Genomic DNA, 15,415 nt, shown 5'->3' with positions numbered 1-15,415 from the left:
GGGTCAGACAATCCCCTATATGCTCTGCGGGCGCGGGAGCACCCCGACCTTCCGCGCATTCCTCCCCTGAAAGGAGCATGTGGACTTCATGGACTTCCTTGACCCGGTGACGGATGCGATCCAGTCGTGGGCGGACGGCCTGAACGAGAAGTACGGGTCGGCGATCGCCGACGTGGGCGCCGTGGTGTGGGGCCCGCTGCTCGTCTTCACCCTCTTCGGGGTCGGGCTGATCTTCACGATCCAGCTCCGGGGCATCCAGTTCCGCCGCCTTGGCTACGCGCTCTGGCTGGCCCTGTTCAAACGCAAGGAGAACAGCGGGTCCGAAGGGGACCTCAGCCACTACCAGGCGCTCTCGGTGGCGCTCGCCGCCACGGTGGGCGTCGGCAACATCGGCGGCGTGGGCGCGGCGATCGCGATCGGCGGCCCGGGCGCGCTGTTCTGGATGTGGGTGACCGGCTTCCTCGGCATGGCCACCAAGTACTCCGAGGCGCTGCTCGGCGTCAAGTTCCGGACCGTGAACCGGCAGGGCGAGCAGTCCGGCGGCCCGCAGCGGTACCTGTCGGACGGCATCCCCGGCCCCATCGGCAAGGTCCTCGCGTTCCTGTTCGCCCTGTTCGGCGTCATCGCGAGCTTCGGCATCGGCAACGCGGTGCAGTCCGGGAACGTCACGAGCGCGATCGACGCGCAGCTCGCCGCCGACTCCTGGTGGACCCCGCAGCTCACCGGCCTCGTGATCTTCGTCTGCACCGCCGTGACGATCCTCGGCGGCATCAAGTGGATCGGGCACGTCTCGGCCGCCCTGGTGCCCTTCATGATCGTGTTCTACGTGGCCGGCGCGCTCGTGGTGCTCGCCCTCAACTGGGACGTGCTCGGTACGGCGCTCGTCACGGTCTTCGAGCAGGCCTTCACCGGCGGCGCGGCGGTCGGCGGGTTCACCGGTTCGGCGATCATGCTGACGATCCAGATCGGGTTCGCGCGCGGGATCTTCTCGAACGAGTCGGGCCTGGGCACGGGCGGGTTCGCGGCCGCCGCCGCGAAGACCGACCAGCCGGTGCGGCAGGCGATGGTGTCGATGACGCAGACGTTCATCGACACGATCATCGTGGTCACCATGACGGGCCTGGTCATCGTCGTCACCGGCGTGCTCGGCACCGTCGACGAGAACGGCGAGCTCGTCACCTCCTCGGCGCTCACCCGCCTCGCGTTCGAAGAGGGCCTCGGCGGCGCCGGCACGACCGGCGGCGCGATCGGCGGGTTCATCGTCGCCATCGGCCTCGCCACGTTCGCGTTCTCGACGATCATCGGCTGGTCCTACTACGGCGAGAAGTGCCTCGAGCGGTACACGGGCCGGGCGCTCATCTGGCCTTACCGGATCGTGTACGTCCTCGTCTCCTACCTGGGCGCCGTGACCAGCCTCGACCTGCTGTGGGGCCTGTCGGACATCGCGAACGGGCTCATGGCGCTGCCGAACCTCATCGGCCTGATGATGCTGACGCCGCTGGTGTACCGCGAGACGCAGGAGTTCTTCGCGCGCCCCGACTGGCGCCTGCTGCCGACGAACGCCGTCGAGGACGCCACGGACGACCCGCCCGCGGCCACCCGCCAACTGGTACTCGACTAGCCGGGAGGCGTCTGAGGGCGGGCGCGTCAACGGTTCGAACGCTTCGGCCGGACCGGTGACGCACCCGCCCTCTACCGTGTCCCCATGGCGGAACCCCAAGGCACGGAACTGGCGGCGGTCCTCGAGCGCGTCACGTACGCGAACGAGGAGACCGGCTACACGATCGCCCGCGCCAGCCCGGCGCGCGGCGGCGGCGACCTCGTCACGATCGTCGGCCCGCTCCTGGGCGCGCAGGTCGGCGAGTCGCTGGCGCTCACGGGCCGGTGGTCGAGCCACCCGAAGTACGGCCGCCAGTTCGAGGTCTGGTCCTACCGGACCGTGCTCCCGGCGACCGTCCAGGGCATCGAGCGGTACCTCGGCTCCGGCCTCATCAAAGGGGTCGGGCCCAAGACCGCCGAGAAGATCGTCGCCCACTTCGGCGTCGAGACCCTCGCGGTGATCGACGCGGACGCCGCCCGCCTCGCCGAGGTCCCCGGCCTCGGCCCCAAGCGCACCAAGGCGATCGCGGCCGCCTGGGAGGAGCAGCGAGCGATCAAGGAGGTCATGGTCTTCCTCCAGTCCGTGGAGGTCTCCACGTCGCTCGCCGTGCGCGTCTACAAGCAGTACGGGGACGCCGCGATCGGCGTGGTCAAGAACGAGCCGTACCGCCTCGCGAACGAGGTGTGGGGCATCGGGTTCAAGACCGCCGACTCGATCGCCCGCGCCGTCGGCATCCCCCACGACGCCCCCGAGCGGATCAAGGCGGCCCTGCAGTACACGCTCTCGCAGGCCTCGGACGCCGGGCACTGCTTCCTGCCCGCCCCGAACCTCGTGGCCGACACGGTCGAACTCCTCGGCCTCGAACCCGGTCCGGTCGCCCGGGCGCTCGACGAGCTCGCCGCCGACCGCGAGCATGTGATCGCCGAAGACGTGCCCGCCGGCGACTCGACCGTGCCCGCCCGCTACCTCGCGCCGTTCTTCCACGCCGAACGCGGCCTCGCGGCCGGGCTCACCGCGCTCCTGGGCGCGGGCGAGGACCGGCTCGAGGCGTTCGCGGCCGTCGACTGGGACAAGGCCTTCGCGTGGCTCGCGCGCCGCACCGAAGCCGAACTCGCGCCCGAGCAGGCCGAGGCCGTGCGGCTCGCGCTCACGGAGAAGGTGGCGGTCCTGACCGGCGGTCCCGGCTGCGGCAAGAGCTTCACCGTCTCCTCGATCGTGGCGCTCGCGAAGGCGAAGGGCGCCAAGGTCATGCTCGCGGCCCCCACCGGCCGCGCCGCGAAGCGCCTCGCCGAGCTCACCGGGTTCGAGGCCCGCACCCTGCACCGGATGCTCGAGCTGCGGCCCGGCGGCGACGCCGCCTACGACCGCGACAACCCCCTCGACGTGGACCTGCTCGTCGTCGACGAGTCGTCGATGCTCGACACGATCCTCGCGAACAAGCTCGTCAAAGCCGTCCCGCCGGGCGCGCACCTGCTGCTCGTCGGCGACGTGGACCAGCTGCCGAGCGTCGGCGCCGGCGAGGTCCTGCGCGACCTCCTCGCCGCCCCCGCGATCCCGCGCGTGCGCCTCACCCGGATCTTCCGGCAGGCCGCCGAATCGGGCGTGGTCGCCAACGCCCACAAGGTGAACCAGGGTCAGCTGCCGCAGCTCGACGGCTACCCCGACTTCTTCTGGTTCGCGTGCGACGACAACGAGCAGGTCGCCGACCGGGTCGTGGACATCGTCGCCCGCCGCATCCCGGGCCGCTTCGGCATCCACCCGGTGCGGGACGTCCAGGTCCTCGCCCCCATGCACCGCGGCGGGCCCGGCGCCGGGAACCTCAACGCGCGCCTGCAGGAGGCGCTCACGCCCGCGAAGGACGGCCTGCCCGAGCGCCGCCACGGCGGCCGCGTCTTCCGTCTGGGCGACAAGGTCATCCAGATCCGCAACAACTACGCGAAGGGCAAGGCCGGGGTCTTCAACGGCACCGTGGGGCTCGTCCAGGCCATCGACGCGGTCGCCCAGACCTTGACCGTGCGCACCGACGAGGACGAGGAGGTCGAGTACGAGTTCGCCGAACTCGACGAGCTCGTGCACGCCTACGCGATCACCGTGCACCGCTCGCAGGGCTCCGAGTACCCCGCGGTCGTCGTCCCGGTGACCACGAGCGCGTGGACCATGCTGCAGCGCAACCTGATCTACACCGCGATCACCCGCGCGAAGCGCCTCGTGGTCCTCGTCGGCTCCAAGCAGGCCCTCGCGGTCGCCGTGCGCACCAAGGGGACCGGGAAGCGCCACACGGGCCTCACGCACCGCCTCGCGGGCTGAAGCCGGTCTAGTCCTCCTCGGCCGCCGGGGCCGGCCCCACGCGCCGCTCGCCCTTCGCGGTCGGGTAGACCACCCAGAATTCGGACTGCTCGTCCTTCTTGTAGCTGCGCTGCGTGATCGTCACCATCAGCGCGACCAGGCCCCCGCCCACGACGAACAGGGCGAGGACCAGGACGTTGATGAAGGAGAGGCCCACGGTCTAGCGGTAGTTCGTGAACTGGAGCGCGACCTCGAGGTCCTTGCCCTTGAGGAGCGCGATGACCTCCTGCAGGTCGTCGCGCTTCTTGCCGGTCACGCGCAGCTTGTCGCCCTGGACCTGCGGCTTGACGCCCTTGGGGCCCTCGTCGCGGATGATCTTGCCGATCTTCTTCGCGTCCTCGGTCGAGATGCCCTGCTTGAAGGTCACGTCGATCTTCGACTCCTTGCCGGACTGGCGCGGCTCGCCCGCGTCCAGGGCCTTCAGGGAGATCCCGCGCTTGATCAGCTTCTCCTTGAGCACGTCGAGGGCGGCCTTCACGCGGTCCTCGGTCTCGGCCGTGATCAGCGCCGCCTCGTCGCCGGAGCGCTCGACGCTCGCGCCGGTGCCCCGGAAGTCGAACCGGGTCGCCAGCTCCCGCTGGGCCTGGTTGATCGCGTTGTCGAGTTCGGCCAGGTCGATCTCGGAGACGATGTCGAACGAGGCGTCAGCCATGGCAGTCCGGTCCTTCCTTGCGGTTTTCAAGGTCAGCGTGGGGGCGCGAGGGGCGCGACCGCCAAGCTTAGTCCTGCCCCGCGGGCCCGGGCGGGCGCATTCCCGCCCGGCCGCAGTGAACGCGGTCTCAACTGGGGATAACCCGCTTGCGCGCGGCCTAGGAGGGGAGGTTATTCTTGCTCTCGCTACAAGCCACGGCAGGTTACCCAAGTGGCCAAAGGGAGCTGACTGTAAATCAGCCGTCATCGACTTCGCAGGTTCGAATCCTGCACCTGCCACCAGTAGCGGAAGGCCCCGACCAGCAGGTCGGGGCCTTCCTCGTTCACTCATTCCCGGTCACTCCGCGGGGGCCGTCGCACGCGGCAGCCACGCCGCCGTCTCCCACCCGCCCTCGGGTCGCGACTGGGCCCTGAGCTGGCCTCCGACCGCTTCGATGCGCTCACCGAGGCCGACCAGGCCCATGCCTCCGCCCGACTCCGAGAGCCGGCCGCGGGCGGCCCGGCCGTCGTCGCGCACCGACACCTCGAGGCCGTTCCCGCTCGCGGCCGCGACCACCACGCGCACCCGGGTCGCCCCGCGCGCGTGCTTGCGCACGTTCGTCAGCGCCTCCCGCACGATCCGGTGCGCCGTCGCCGCGATCTCCGGCGCGACCGCGCTTCCCGCCAGCTCCGGCGAGATGAAGCAGGTCGTGTCCGTGCCCTCCCGGTTGAACCGCTCCACCAGGTCCTCGATCTGCGCGAGGTCCCCGAGCGGATTCGTCCCCGCCCCGCCGTCGTCGTTGCGGAGCATCTTCACCATCCGCCGCATCGAGGTGAGCGCGGCCAGCCCGGCCTCCTCGATGTCGGCGAACGCCTTCTTGGGGTCGGTGTTCGTCACCTGCGCGGCCTGCGCGAGCACCACCATGCCTGTGACGTGGTGCGCCACGAAGTCGTGCATCTCGCGGGCGAGCTCGAGCCGCTCGGCCTGCCGCACCTCCTCCTGGGTCTCGCGGCGCAGCTTGTCCATGCTCCGCAGGTAGGCGCCGAAGCCGATCATGGTCATCATCGCCAGGAAGATGAGGACCGTGCCGCCCACCGCCGTGTTCTCCACGTCGAACGCGAACAGGCGGTACCCGATCAGCATGACCGCCGCGCCGTTCGCGATGGCCACCCACCGGCCCGGGGCCGCGTCCCAGTGCCGCACGGAGAACAGCATGAGCAGGCCCAGCGCCAGCAGCTCGGCCGTCGCCACGCCGCGCACGCCCTGGTCGTAGAGCGCGTCGAACCCGGTCGCCGCGAGCGACGCGATCGAGGCGGCCGCGATCCACCGCTTGCGCCCGGGCCGATACCAGACGTACACGCCGATCACGAACAGGGCGACCGCGAACTGCGTCCAGGCGACCCACGACATCATCGGGGGCCGCTGGTCGGGCAGGGCCGAAGTCATCTCGGCGGCGAGGGTCAGCAGCAGGATCCCGATGGTCGTGAGCTTGAGCAGCAGCATGAGGAGCCGGTTGAAGCGGCCGTGCAGCGAGCGCGCGGTGGACGTGGAGGTCATGCCACGAAGGTAGCCGCGATTCCGGAGGCCTCGGTCGAACGGCCGACCCGCGCGGCCCGAAACCGGCCGCCGAGCCGAAGCAGCGGGACCCCGTTCCCCGACAAGCTGGTCCCATGAACGAACTCCTTGAGATCACGATGGTCCTGAGCCTGGTGCTCACGATCGCGTTCCTCATCGCGGGGACCGCCCTGCCCTTCATCTCGGACGAAGGGAAGGTCCGCCGATGAGGCCCCCGATGCTCACCGCCCGCGCCCTCACCAAGCGCTTCGGCACCGCCCCCGCCCTCGACGGCGTGGACTTCAAGGTCGGCCCCGGCGAGTCGGTGGCCGTGACCGGCCCGTCAGGCTCGGGCAAGTCGACGCTCCTGCACTGCCTCGCGGGGATCATGCGCCCCGACTCGGGCGAGGTGCGCCTGTTCGACGAGCGCATCGACACGCTCTCGGAGCGCCAGCGCAGCCACCTGCGGCGCACCCGCTTCGCGTTCCTGTTCCAGTTCGGGCAGCTCCTCCCGGAGCTCCCGGCGGACGAGAACGTGGCGCTGCCGCTCATGCTCGGCGGCACGCCCCGCAAGGCCGCGCTCGAGCCGGCCCGCGCCGAACTGCGGCGGCTCGGCTTGGAGGGCAAGGAGGACCGGCGCCCCGGCGAGCTGTCCGGCGGCGAGGCGCAGCGGGTGGCGCTGGCGCGGGCGCTCGTGGTGCGCCCGGCGGTGGTGTTCGCGGACGAGCCGACCGGCGCGCTCGACCGCGCCACCGGCGACCAGGTGATGGGGGTCCTGCTCGACACGGTCAGGGAACTCGACGCGGCCCTCGTGGTCGTCACGCACGACCCGCGTATCGCCGCGCGCTGCACCCGGACCATCGAGATCCGCGACGGGCGCCTCAGCGGCACCCCGCGGACCGGGAACGGCGAGGGCGGTTTCGACGGCTTCGCGCACGAGTCGGTCGGTGCGGGCCTGCGAGCCGGCCCGGCCCCGCAGGGCGCGGAGGCACCGCCGCTGCGCGGCGGCGTCCCCGCCGGGGAAAGCAACGCTTCGTTCGGAGCGCAAGGCGGTCCGGCAGCAGCCGGGTCGTTGAGCGCGGCGGATCGGGGTGACGCGCCCGCGGCCGATGCGGTGGCGCGCGTCGTCGGTAACGGTGGTGACGCGTTCGCGGGCACGGGACCGGCCCGGGATGGCCGGACGACGGTGATGCCGGACGCGGGTACTGCGCTCGGCGGCGCGGCTCCCGCTGGGGTGCAGCGCGGAGCGGGTCCGGACGCGTTCGCGGCCGGGTCGGTTCCGGTTGGCGGTGCAGCGGATCGGGGCGTTTCCGCTGCCGATACGGTGGCGCGCACGGTCGGGCGTGGCGGTGACGCTTTCGCGCCCGGTGCGTCCGGTGCGCGGCGTAACGCCGGCCCCGACTTCGGTCCCGAGCCCGTGGTCGAGGTGTGGCGATGACCGAGCTGGCGTGGCGGTTGACCCGCCTCGGGGGCCGCAGTGCCCTGCTGAGCACCGGCCTGACCGCGCTCGCGGTGGCCGTCGCGACCCTGCTGCTGCAGTTCGCGGTCGCCGGGAACTTCGCGTTCGACGAGCGCGGGGACCGGACCGCGTGGCGCGACCCGGCCGCGGCGACCGGGTCCGCTTCGGCGGTGATCGCCACTGCCGCCGACCTTTTCGGCGGCGAGTCGGTCACCCGCGTCGACCTCGCGGCGCTGGACGGCGACGCGCCCGTACCGCCCGGCATGGACGCGTTCCCCGCGCCCGGCGAGGTCTGGCTCTCGCCGGCCGCCGCCGACCTCCTCGAGGGCGTCCCCGCTGCGGACTTCCTCGCCCGGTACGGCGATGTCCGCGTCGCCGGCGAACTCGGCGCCGAGGCGCTCGCGCACCCGAACGAGCTCGTGGCCGTCGTCGGCCGGGACGCCGCCGATCCGGCCATGCTCGCCGAGCGGACCAGCGCGGACGGCGTGTCGCCCAGGGAGATCGACTCGTTCGCGGTCGGCCGCGCCGACACCGTGTACGGCTTCTACATGGTCCTCATGGTCCTGGCCGCGATCCTCATGGCCGTGCCCGCCGCGGTCTTCGGTGCGGCCGCCGCGCGGCTCACCGTGGCCCGCCGCGACGAGCGGCTCGCGACGCTCCGGCTCATCGGCGCGACGCCGGGCCAGGTCATGCGGTTGACGCTCATCGAGACGACGCTCGCGGCCGCCGCGGGCGCGGTCGTCGGCACGCTCGCGTGGATGCTGGTGACGCCGCTGGTGGCGCTCATCCCGATCGACGGCGGCCGCTGGTACGTCGGCGACCTGTGGGCCGGGGCGCCGTGGATGGCCGCGGTCGCAGTGGCGGTGCCCGCCCTGGTGGCGGTGTCGGCGCTCATCGGCCTGCGCAGTGTCGTGATCAGCCCGCTCGGGGTGGCGCGGCGCGTGAAGACGAAGGGCCTCAAGGCGATCCGCCTGGTCGTGTTCGCGGTGCTCGCCATCGCGTTCATGGTCGGCTCGAACATGGTCGGCGGCGACATGGTCGCCGTGGTGATCCTGATCGGGCTGTTCGCCGCGACGCTCGCGGCGGTGAACCTGGTCGGCCCGTGGATCGTCCAGAAGCTCGGGCGGCTCCTGGCGCGCACTGCGCGGGGCCCGGCGCGGCTGCTGGCGGCGCGGCGGCTCGCCGACGACCCGAAGGCCGCGTGGCGCGCGGTCGCCGGGGTGGCGATCGCGGGGTTCGTGGCCGGTTCGGTCGCGATGTTCCCGATGCTGCAGACGGACACGAGCGCGCAGGGCACCGAGACCGTGGCGACCACCGTGCCCGCCGATGAGGCGGACGTCCTCGCGGCCGACCTCGCCGCCCGGCTCGGCGACACCGCCGAGGTCGCGGTGGTCGACTCGAGCGGGTACCTCACGGCCGATGCCGAGCACGCGGTGATCGAGGCGACGACGACCGGCGCGGAGCTGGAAGCGGTGCGCAGCACCATGACCGCGGCCCTGCCGGGGAACCCGCCCGAGCGCGAGGTCGATTCGAGCATCATGTCGAACCGGCTCGTCGGGTCCGTGCGCACCGGCGTCACGGTCGTCCTCGCGGTCGTGTTCGCGACCGCGGCCGTCTCGGCGGCGATCAGCGCGATCGGCTCGGTCCTCGACCGCCGCCAGGCCTACCGGCTGCTGCACCTCGCCGGGACCGAGCAGGAGGTCCTCGACAAGGCCCGCCGGCAGGAGGCCCTGCTGCCGCTCGTCGTCATCGGCGGCGCGTCGATCCTCACCGGGATGGTCCTGACGATGCCGGTGATCGGCGCGATGGGCTTCGATGCGAGCGGTGCGCTCATCCTGGGCGCGACCGTGGCCGCCGGGGTCGTCGCGGTGGTCGCCGCCGGGGCCCTGTCTCGCCCGCTCCTGCGCTCGGTGATGCGGGACGTGAGCCCGCGACCGGACTGACCGGGGGGAAGGTTCCGGGGCCGCCGCGCTGGGGGTGTGGCGGCCCCGGTCCGTGTCCGGTCCCACTGGCGGCTCCCGGTTTCCGGATGTGATAGTTAGGGAAACCTAAGTTGACCGCGCCGCAGGCGCCGGAGGCTCGCGCCCCCGGTAGGGCGCGAACGGGAGGAGCCGAGATGGCTGAAGGCCGCGAACGCCGGGCCCCCAGGGTCACCACCGCCGAGGTGCTGCGCAGCGAGCGCATCACCCCGCACATGATCCGCGTCGTGCTCGGCGGCGACGGCCTCGCCGACTTCGACTGCGGCGAATGCACCGACCACTACCTGAAGCTCCAGTTCCCCGCCCCGGGCGTCACCTACCCCGAGCCGTTCGACCTGGCCCGCATCCGCGAGGAGTTCCCGCGCGAGCAGTGGCCGGTGACCCGCACCTACACCGTCCGCAAGTGGGACCGGGCCGCCCGCGAGCTCTCCATCGACTTCGTCTACCACGGCGACGAGGGCGTCGCGGGGCCGTGGGCCGCGAACGTCCGGCCCGGCGCGCTGCTGCGCTTCGCCGGCCCCGGCGGCGCGTACGCCCCCGCCCACGACGCCGACTGGCACCTCCTCGCGGGCGACGAGAGCGCCCTCCCCGCGATCTCGGCCGCCGTCGAACGCCTCGACCCCGGCGCCCGCGCCCACGTCTTCCTCGAGGTCGAAGGGCCCGACGAGGAGCAGCAGTTCAAGTCCGCGGCCGACCTCCACGTCACGTGGCTCCACCGCGGCGGCGCCCGCGTCGGCGAGCGCCTCGTCGAAGCGGTGCGCGCCTTCGACTTCCCCGCCGGGGACGTGCACGCCTTCGTCCACGGCGAAGCCGGTTTCGTCCGCGACCTGCGCCGCCTCCTCCGCTTCGAGCACGAGGTCCCCAAGGAGCGCATGTCGATCTCCGGGTACTGGCGCCTCGGCCACGACGAGGACGGCTGGCAGTCCAGCAAGATGGAGTGGCGCAAGGTCGACGACGAGGACGAGGCCAGAGCCGCCGCCCGCTAGGCACGGAAAAAGGGGCCGCACCGGCGGCCCCTTTCCCGTCGCTCCGTCTAGTCGGCGGAAGCCGTCTCCGACGCCGTCTCGGTGGGCGTCTTCCCCGGCGTCTTGACCCACTCGGGGTACTGCGCCATCCACTGGTCGAGCGTGTCGTTCTGCAGCGCCTCCCACAGCGCGTCGGCCGCGACCTCCTCGTCGCCCTCGTGGGTCATGACGATCGAGACGTTCTCGCCGCCGAGCGTCGTCTGGTCGGCCGAGGACGGCACCTGGACGCTGGTGATCGACTCGGGGTTGATGTCGCGCAGGTTCACGGCGAGGTCGGTGATCGACCACTCGTCGGGCTTGTCGATCGTGAGCGAGTCGCCGAAGCCCTCGAGGATGTCGGTGAGCTTGCCGGGGTCCGTCAGGTACCCCTTCTCCTTGAACGCCTTGAGGAGCGACTTGATCGCCTGCTGCTGCATGGCCTGGCGGCCGTAGTCGCCGCCGCGGCCCTCCTCCCAGTCCGAGTCCCAGTCCCAGCCGTACCGCTGGCGGATGAGGTCGAGCGACTCGTCCTTGTCGTACATGGCGCAGCCCTCGGGGAAGACCCGCTTCTCGCCGTGGATCGACTGGATCTCGTGCCAGGGGCACAGCTCGATCTCGCCGACCATGTCGACGAGCCCGAGGAAGCCCTCGAAGTCCACGGTCGCGCCCATGTGGAACTCGACGCCGGTGAGGTCGTAGATCGTCTGCACCACGTTCGGGCGCGTCACCTCCCAGTCGCCGCTGATCGACGCCGAGTGGTTGATCTTGTTCTCGCACGGGTTGTTGTCGTAGCCCGGCCCGCAGTCGGGGATCTCGACCCACAGGTCGCGCGGCAGCGACACCATCGTCGTCTCGGTCAGGTCCTCGTTGATGTGGACGAGGATCATCGTGTCCGAGCGGGTCGAGTCGCCCTGCTTGTCCACGCCGAGCACGAGGATGTTCAGAGGACCCTTGATGTCCTCGACCTCGGCCTGCGCGTCCCCGAGGATGTTCTCGGTCGGCACCGCGTTCTCGGCGGCGCTCGACGCGAACTGCGTGATGCCCGCAGTGCCGCCGGCGACCACCATCGTCAGGCCGCCCGCGTACATCATCAGGTGCGCCCACCAGGGCGCTCCGCTCTTGCCGGCCATGTCACTCCCGGGTCAGATCACACATTGCCGTAGGAGTCACGCGCGAACCGGCCCCGGCGTTGCACGCGGGCCCGGTCTTGTCAACCGCCGGTCCCGCCGTCCTGGGTGCCGGTGCCTTCGGCGCCGCCCTCGGCCCCGGCCGGCTCGGTCTCGGTGGACGCGTTCCCGGTCTGCTTGACCCACTCGGGGTACTGCGCGATCCACTCGTCCATGGTGTCGTTCTGCAGCGCGCTCCACAGCGCGTCGGCCGCGATCTGCAGGTCGCCCTCGGTGATCACCTCCGAGGAGCCGACCTCGGTCTCGATGGAGGTCGCCGGCACCCGGATCGAGGTGATGTCCTCGGGGTTGAGGTCGCGCAGGTTCATCGCCAGGTCGACGGCGGTCAGGCCGTCGGGCAGGTCGAGCGTCAGCTTGCCCTGCAGGCCCTCGAACAGATCGGTGAGCTTTCCGACGTCCTTGTGGTAGCCGTCGGCCTTGAGCTCCTTGATGAGCGCCTTGATCGCCTGCTGCTGCATGGCCTGGCGCCCGTAGTCGCCGCCGAGGCCGCTCTCCCAGTCGGTCCAGCCGTAGCGCTGGCGGATGAGGTCGAGCGACTCCTCTTTGTCGTAGTAGGCGCAGCCTTCGGGGAAGACCCGCTTCTCGCCGTGGATCGACTGGATCTCCTGCCACGGGCACAGCTCGATCTCGTCGACCAGGTCCACGAGGTCCATGAAGCCGTTGAAGTCGACGGTGGCGGCCATGTGGAACTCGACGCCGGTGAGGTTGTCGATGGTGCTCACCACGTTCGGGAGGGTCACGTTCTCCCAGTCGTCGCTGATCGACGCCGCGTGGTTGAGCTTCTGCATGCAGGGCTCACTGCCCCAGTCGGGCCCGCAGTCGGGGATCTCGACGTACAGGTCGCGGGGGAGCGACACCATCGACACGTCGGTCAGGTCCTTGTTGACGTGCACCATGATCATCGTGTCCGAGCGGGTCGAGCCGCCCTGCTTGTCGACGCCGAGCACGAGGATGTTCAACGGACCCTCGATGTTCTCGACGTCCATCTCGGCCCGGTTGTCGAGGATGTCCTCGTTCTCCACCGCGCCGTTCGCGGTGTTGTAGCCGATCTGCGTCACCGCCGCCGCACCTCCGGCGACGACCATCGTCAGACCGCCCGCGTACAGCATCATGTGCGCCCACCAAGGCGCGCCGCTTTTGCCAGCCATGCAACTCCAATGGTCAGGTCAGCATTATTCACTACTGATAACGCTTCGATAAACGCGAGGGGTTGCACCCGGTCTGACCAGGGGCGCGACTTCAGTTCACGGTCGGTTCGTCACTCGCGGTGCCCTCTTCGGCGGCCTGCCCGCCGTCGACCGGGACGGCCGCGCAGTCCGGCTTCGAGTCGCCGCTGATCCACTGGTCGTTCGCGCACGCCCACTCGTTCACCGTGTCGTCCGCGATCGCCTGCCACAGCGAATCGGCCGCGGTCTCCTCGTCGGTGCCCTCGTGGATCATCACGTACGAGGTGCCGTTCATGTCGCCCTCGGAGGAGGGCGTCCCGATCGAGACGATCCCGCCCGGGTCCACGTCGCGCATCTGCGTGATCATGTCGATGAGGTTGTACCCGCCCACGTCCAGGGTGAGCGCGTCGCCGAAGCTGTTGAGCAGGTCCACGGCCTTCACCGGGTCGGTCGCGTACCCGAGCTCCTTGGCCCGCTCCAGGATCTTCTTGATCGCCTGCTGCTGCATCTTCTGGCGGCCGAAATCGCCCCAGGTGCCGTTCTCGTAGTCCTCGGGGTCGTCCCAGCCGTAGCGCTGCCGCACCAGGTCGAGGGCGTCCTCCTTGTTGTACTCGGCGCAGCCTTCGGGGTAGGTCTTCTTGTCGCCGTGGATCGAGGTGATCTCGTGCCACGGGCACAGCTCGATCGTGCCCAGCTCGTCGACCATCTCCAGGAAGCCCTCGAAGTTCGCGATCGCGCCGCCGTCGAACTGGATCCCCGTGAGGTGCGTGATCGTCTCGGCCGTGTTCTGGAACGACTCGCCCCAGTCCTCGGAGTAGGCGAACGCCTCGGTCAGCTTCGTCTCCGACGCCGGCACCCCCGAGGGGACCTCCACGTACAGGTCGCGCGGCAGCGAGATCATGCTGACCTGCGTCAGGTCCTTGTTGACGTGCACGATGATGTCCGCGTCGGTGCGGGCCTCGCCGCCCGCGCCCACCCGCTCGTCGGTGCCCAGCACCAGGAAGTTCAGCGGGCCCTCGATCTTCTCGCCCTCCTCGGCCTCGACCCGCTGCTCGCCGAGCAGGTCGGCCTGGTTCACCGAGTCCTCGAGGACGTTCACGCCCACCTGGGCGGCGATCGCGCCGCCGCCGGAGACGACCATGACCATGGAGCCGGAGACGACCATGGCCTTCGCCCACCACGGCGACGAGGCCTTGGCGGCGGCGTGCTTCATCGGGCTGCCCATTGCTACTCCCGGAGTTCGGCGGGGTGTCGCGGCGCCGAGAAGGGGAGGCCGGCGCGCGCAGGGGGAGGCGCGCGCAGCTCGGCCGGCGCGCTGCGTCCCAGGCACCATAGAACATCAAGATCAAGCACATGTTTCGTCTACCGCCCGGCAGCCCTGCCGCAGTGGATGAAAGGGACTAAAAGCCGAAATACTGTATGGCCCCGGCCACAGCCAGCATGAGGGCGGTGGCGAAAGCCAGTCTCACCGCGCTGCACGGCCGCTCGCCCACCACCCGGCCGCTCTCGCCGTGCACCGCGACCATCCGCCGCCGCCCCCGGTGCCCGTACGACACCAGCCACACCGGCAGCAGCACCAGCCGGTACCCCAGCTCCGCGTACACCGTCTCGATGCTCGGCACGTGCTGCTCGTCGCCGCCCACCCGCGCCCGCACCTCCCGCTCGACCTCGGCCGCCATCCGCGCCTTCGCCAGCTCCAGCCCCACCTCGGGCCCCAGCTCGTACCCCTGCGTCCAGTACCCGTCGAGCATCCGCGGCTCGAACGCCACCGCGTCGCCGAGCGACCAGTCCCGCGCCAGCTCGGCCAGCGCCGTCCCCTCCAGCCGCACCGTCGCCGGTATCGGCACCGCCGCGAAGTCCCGGTCCACCGCGCCCGCCGCCGGGAACCACTTGACCCCGCGCACCCGGCCGCCGCCGCCCTGCGACCACTCGTACTCCCCGCGCGCGGCCTTGTACCGCGACCGCGTGCGCGCCCGCCACACCCAGAACGGCAGGTACGCCCCACGGAACGACTCCGATTCGTCGATCCGCCGGAAGTCGCGCGGCGTCCACCAGGGCCGCTGCGCCCAGCGTCGCAGGATCCGCTTCGCCGTGGCCGGGCGGATCCCGAACGGCACGATCGCCTCCGGCGCCGTCAGCGCCTCCGGGGTGTCGTCCGCGTACCGCATCGTCGGCTTGGGCGGCAACGCGATCCAGTCGGGGTCCTGCAGTCGGCGCTTGTCCGGGCGGCCGTAGAGCTCGGTGCCGCAGGAGCGGCACGCGAGCACCGTCGCGCCGGGGGTCGCCTGCAGCGGTTCGCCGCAGGCGGTGCACGGCCTGACACTGTACGGACTCCGAGGGAGCAAAGCCCACCATCCTTCCATTTCGGGCACTGCTCACACTGTATTCGCCGCGCCCGGCATATGGAGGAAAACGGTTCGGGCACTTGACTCTTCGAGGACCCATGGTCAATACCGGCCACGACGTGCGCCACTGGATATATCGGCTTC

12 protein-coding genes and 1 tRNA gene are annotated in these 15,415 nt (G+C 71.1%); 6 read left to right on the top strand and 7 right to left on the bottom strand.

Features of this window, described 5'->3' with window-relative positions; genetic code table 11:
- Positions 1 to 88 precede the first annotated feature (88 nt).
- Together J5V16_RS21110 and recD2 are read left to right on the top strand one after the other, a co-directional pair.
- Positions 89 to 1,621 (top strand): alanine/glycine:cation symporter family protein, encoded by a 1,533-nt coding sequence (locus tag J5V16_RS21110; RefSeq protein WP_208498959.1) that lies wholly within the window; start codon positions 89 to 91, stop codon positions 1,619 to 1,621.
- A gap of 84 nt (positions 1,622 to 1,705) precedes the next feature.
- Entirely contained in the window at positions 1,706 to 3,907 is a 2,202-nt protein-coding gene (recD2, locus tag J5V16_RS21105) for an SF1B family DNA helicase RecD2 (protein ID WP_208498958.1), read from the top strand.
- A gap of 7 nt (positions 3,908 to 3,914) precedes the next feature.
- Here recD2 and J5V16_RS21100 read toward each other — a convergent pair whose 3' ends face one another.
- Positions 3,915 to 4,103 carry a hypothetical protein gene (locus tag J5V16_RS21100; protein ID WP_208498957.1) on the bottom strand — a complete coding sequence of 63 codons (189 nt, stop codon included), beginning with the start codon at positions 4,101 to 4,103 and terminating at the stop codon, positions 3,915 to 3,917.
- 3 nt (positions 4,104 to 4,106) lie between these two features.
- Positions 4,107 to 4,598: a YajQ family cyclic di-GMP-binding protein gene (locus tag J5V16_RS21095; protein WP_208498956.1), complete on the bottom strand. Its 492-nt coding sequence runs from the start codon at positions 4,596 to 4,598 to the stop codon at positions 4,107 to 4,109.
- Positions 4,599 to 4,794: 196 nt separating this feature from the next.
- On the opposite strand from J5V16_RS21095, the gene J5V16_RS21090 reads away from it, so the two are divergent.
- A tRNA-Tyr gene (locus tag J5V16_RS21090) sits at positions 4,795 to 4,879 on the top strand.
- 55 nt (positions 4,880 to 4,934) lie between these two features.
- Here J5V16_RS21090 and J5V16_RS21085 read toward each other — a convergent pair.
- On the bottom strand, positions 4,935 to 6,134 hold the full coding sequence (locus tag J5V16_RS21085) for a sensor histidine kinase (protein ID WP_208498955.1): 1,200 nt from the start codon (positions 6,132 to 6,134) through the stop codon (positions 4,935 to 4,937).
- Between the two features lie 223 nt (positions 6,135 to 6,357).
- Between J5V16_RS21085 and J5V16_RS21080 the strand changes: the two genes are divergently transcribed.
- From J5V16_RS21080 to J5V16_RS21070, 3 genes are all read left to right on the top strand, one after another.
- A complete protein-coding gene (locus J5V16_RS21080) occupies positions 6,358 to 7,569 on the top strand; it encodes an ABC transporter ATP-binding protein (protein ID WP_208498954.1) in 1,212 nt (403 codons plus the stop codon).
- The gene (locus tag J5V16_RS21075) at positions 7,566 to 9,533 is read left to right on the top strand and encodes an FtsX-like permease family protein (RefSeq protein ID WP_208498953.1); all 1,968 of its coding nucleotides are present in this window, start codon (positions 7,566 to 7,568) and stop codon (positions 9,531 to 9,533) included. Before J5V16_RS21080 ends, J5V16_RS21075 begins: the two co-directional genes overlap by 4 nt.
- A 173-nt stretch (positions 9,534 to 9,706) precedes the next feature.
- On the top strand, positions 9,707 to 10,555 hold the full coding sequence (locus J5V16_RS21070) for a siderophore-interacting protein (protein ID WP_208498952.1): 849 nt from the start codon (positions 9,707 to 9,709) through the stop codon (positions 10,553 to 10,555).
- A 47-nt stretch (positions 10,556 to 10,602) separates the two neighbouring features.
- Here the strand turns inward: J5V16_RS21070 and J5V16_RS21065 are convergent, their stop codons facing one another.
- The 4 genes from J5V16_RS21065 to J5V16_RS21050 form a co-directional block, all read right to left on the bottom strand.
- Entirely contained in the window at positions 10,603 to 11,703 is a 1,101-nt protein-coding gene (locus J5V16_RS21065) for an LCP family protein (protein ID WP_208498951.1), read from the bottom strand.
- 80 nt (positions 11,704 to 11,783) lie between these two features.
- Positions 11,784 to 12,908: an LCP family protein gene (locus tag J5V16_RS21060; protein WP_208498950.1), complete on the bottom strand. Its 1,125-nt coding sequence runs from the start codon at positions 12,906 to 12,908 to the stop codon at positions 11,784 to 11,786.
- Between the two features lie 91 nt (positions 12,909 to 12,999).
- Complete coding sequence (locus tag J5V16_RS21055) at positions 13,000 to 14,151, bottom strand: LCP family protein (RefSeq protein WP_208498949.1); 1,152 nt, start codon at positions 14,149 to 14,151, stop codon at positions 13,000 to 13,002.
- A gap of 175 nt (positions 14,152 to 14,326) precedes the next feature.
- Positions 14,327 to 15,271: a hypothetical protein gene (locus tag J5V16_RS21050; RefSeq protein ID WP_208498948.1), complete on the bottom strand. Its 945-nt coding sequence runs from the start codon at positions 15,269 to 15,271 to the stop codon at positions 14,327 to 14,329.
- Between the last annotated feature and the right edge of the window lie 144 nt (positions 15,272 to 15,415).

It is taken from the genome of Glycomyces niveus (assembly GCF_017592475.1).
GTDB lineage: Bacteria > Actinomycetota > Actinomycetes > Mycobacteriales > Micromonosporaceae > Glycomyces > Glycomyces niveus.
Note: the sequence above shows the minus strand (reverse complement) of the source record. Positions and strands in the feature narration are given on the sequence as shown.

Excerpts from the sequence above, each read along its gene's own strand:
- J5V16_RS21110 (WP_208498959.1), top strand. The coding sequence starts at position 89 with ATGGACTTCCTTGACCCGGTGACGGATGCGATCCAGTCGTGGGCGGAC.
- recD2 (WP_208498958.1), top strand. The coding sequence starts at position 1,706 with ATGGCGGAACCCCAAGGCACGGAACTGGCGGCGGTCCTCGAGCGCGTC.
- J5V16_RS21095 (WP_208498956.1), bottom strand. The coding sequence starts at position 4,598 with ATGGCTGACGCCTCGTTCGACATCGTCTCCGAGATCGACCTGGCCGAA.
- J5V16_RS21085 (WP_208498955.1), bottom strand. The coding sequence starts at position 6,134 with ATGACCTCCACGTCCACCGCGCGCTCGCTGCACGGCCGCTTCAACCGG.
- J5V16_RS21080 (WP_208498954.1), top strand. The coding sequence starts at position 6,358 with ATGAGGCCCCCGATGCTCACCGCCCGCGCCCTCACCAAGCGCTTCGGC.
- J5V16_RS21075 (WP_208498953.1), top strand. The coding sequence starts at position 7,566 with ATGACCGAGCTGGCGTGGCGGTTGACCCGCCTCGGGGGCCGCAGTGCC.
- J5V16_RS21070 (WP_208498952.1), top strand. The coding sequence starts at position 9,707 with ATGGCTGAAGGCCGCGAACGCCGGGCCCCCAGGGTCACCACCGCCGAG.
- J5V16_RS21065 (WP_208498951.1), bottom strand. The coding sequence starts at position 11,703 with ATGGCCGGCAAGAGCGGAGCGCCCTGGTGGGCGCACCTGATGATGTAC.
- J5V16_RS21060 (WP_208498950.1), bottom strand. The coding sequence starts at position 12,908 with ATGGCTGGCAAAAGCGGCGCGCCTTGGTGGGCGCACATGATGCTGTAC.
- J5V16_RS21055 (WP_208498949.1), bottom strand. The coding sequence starts at position 14,151 with ATGGGCAGCCCGATGAAGCACGCCGCCGCCAAGGCCTCGTCGCCGTGG.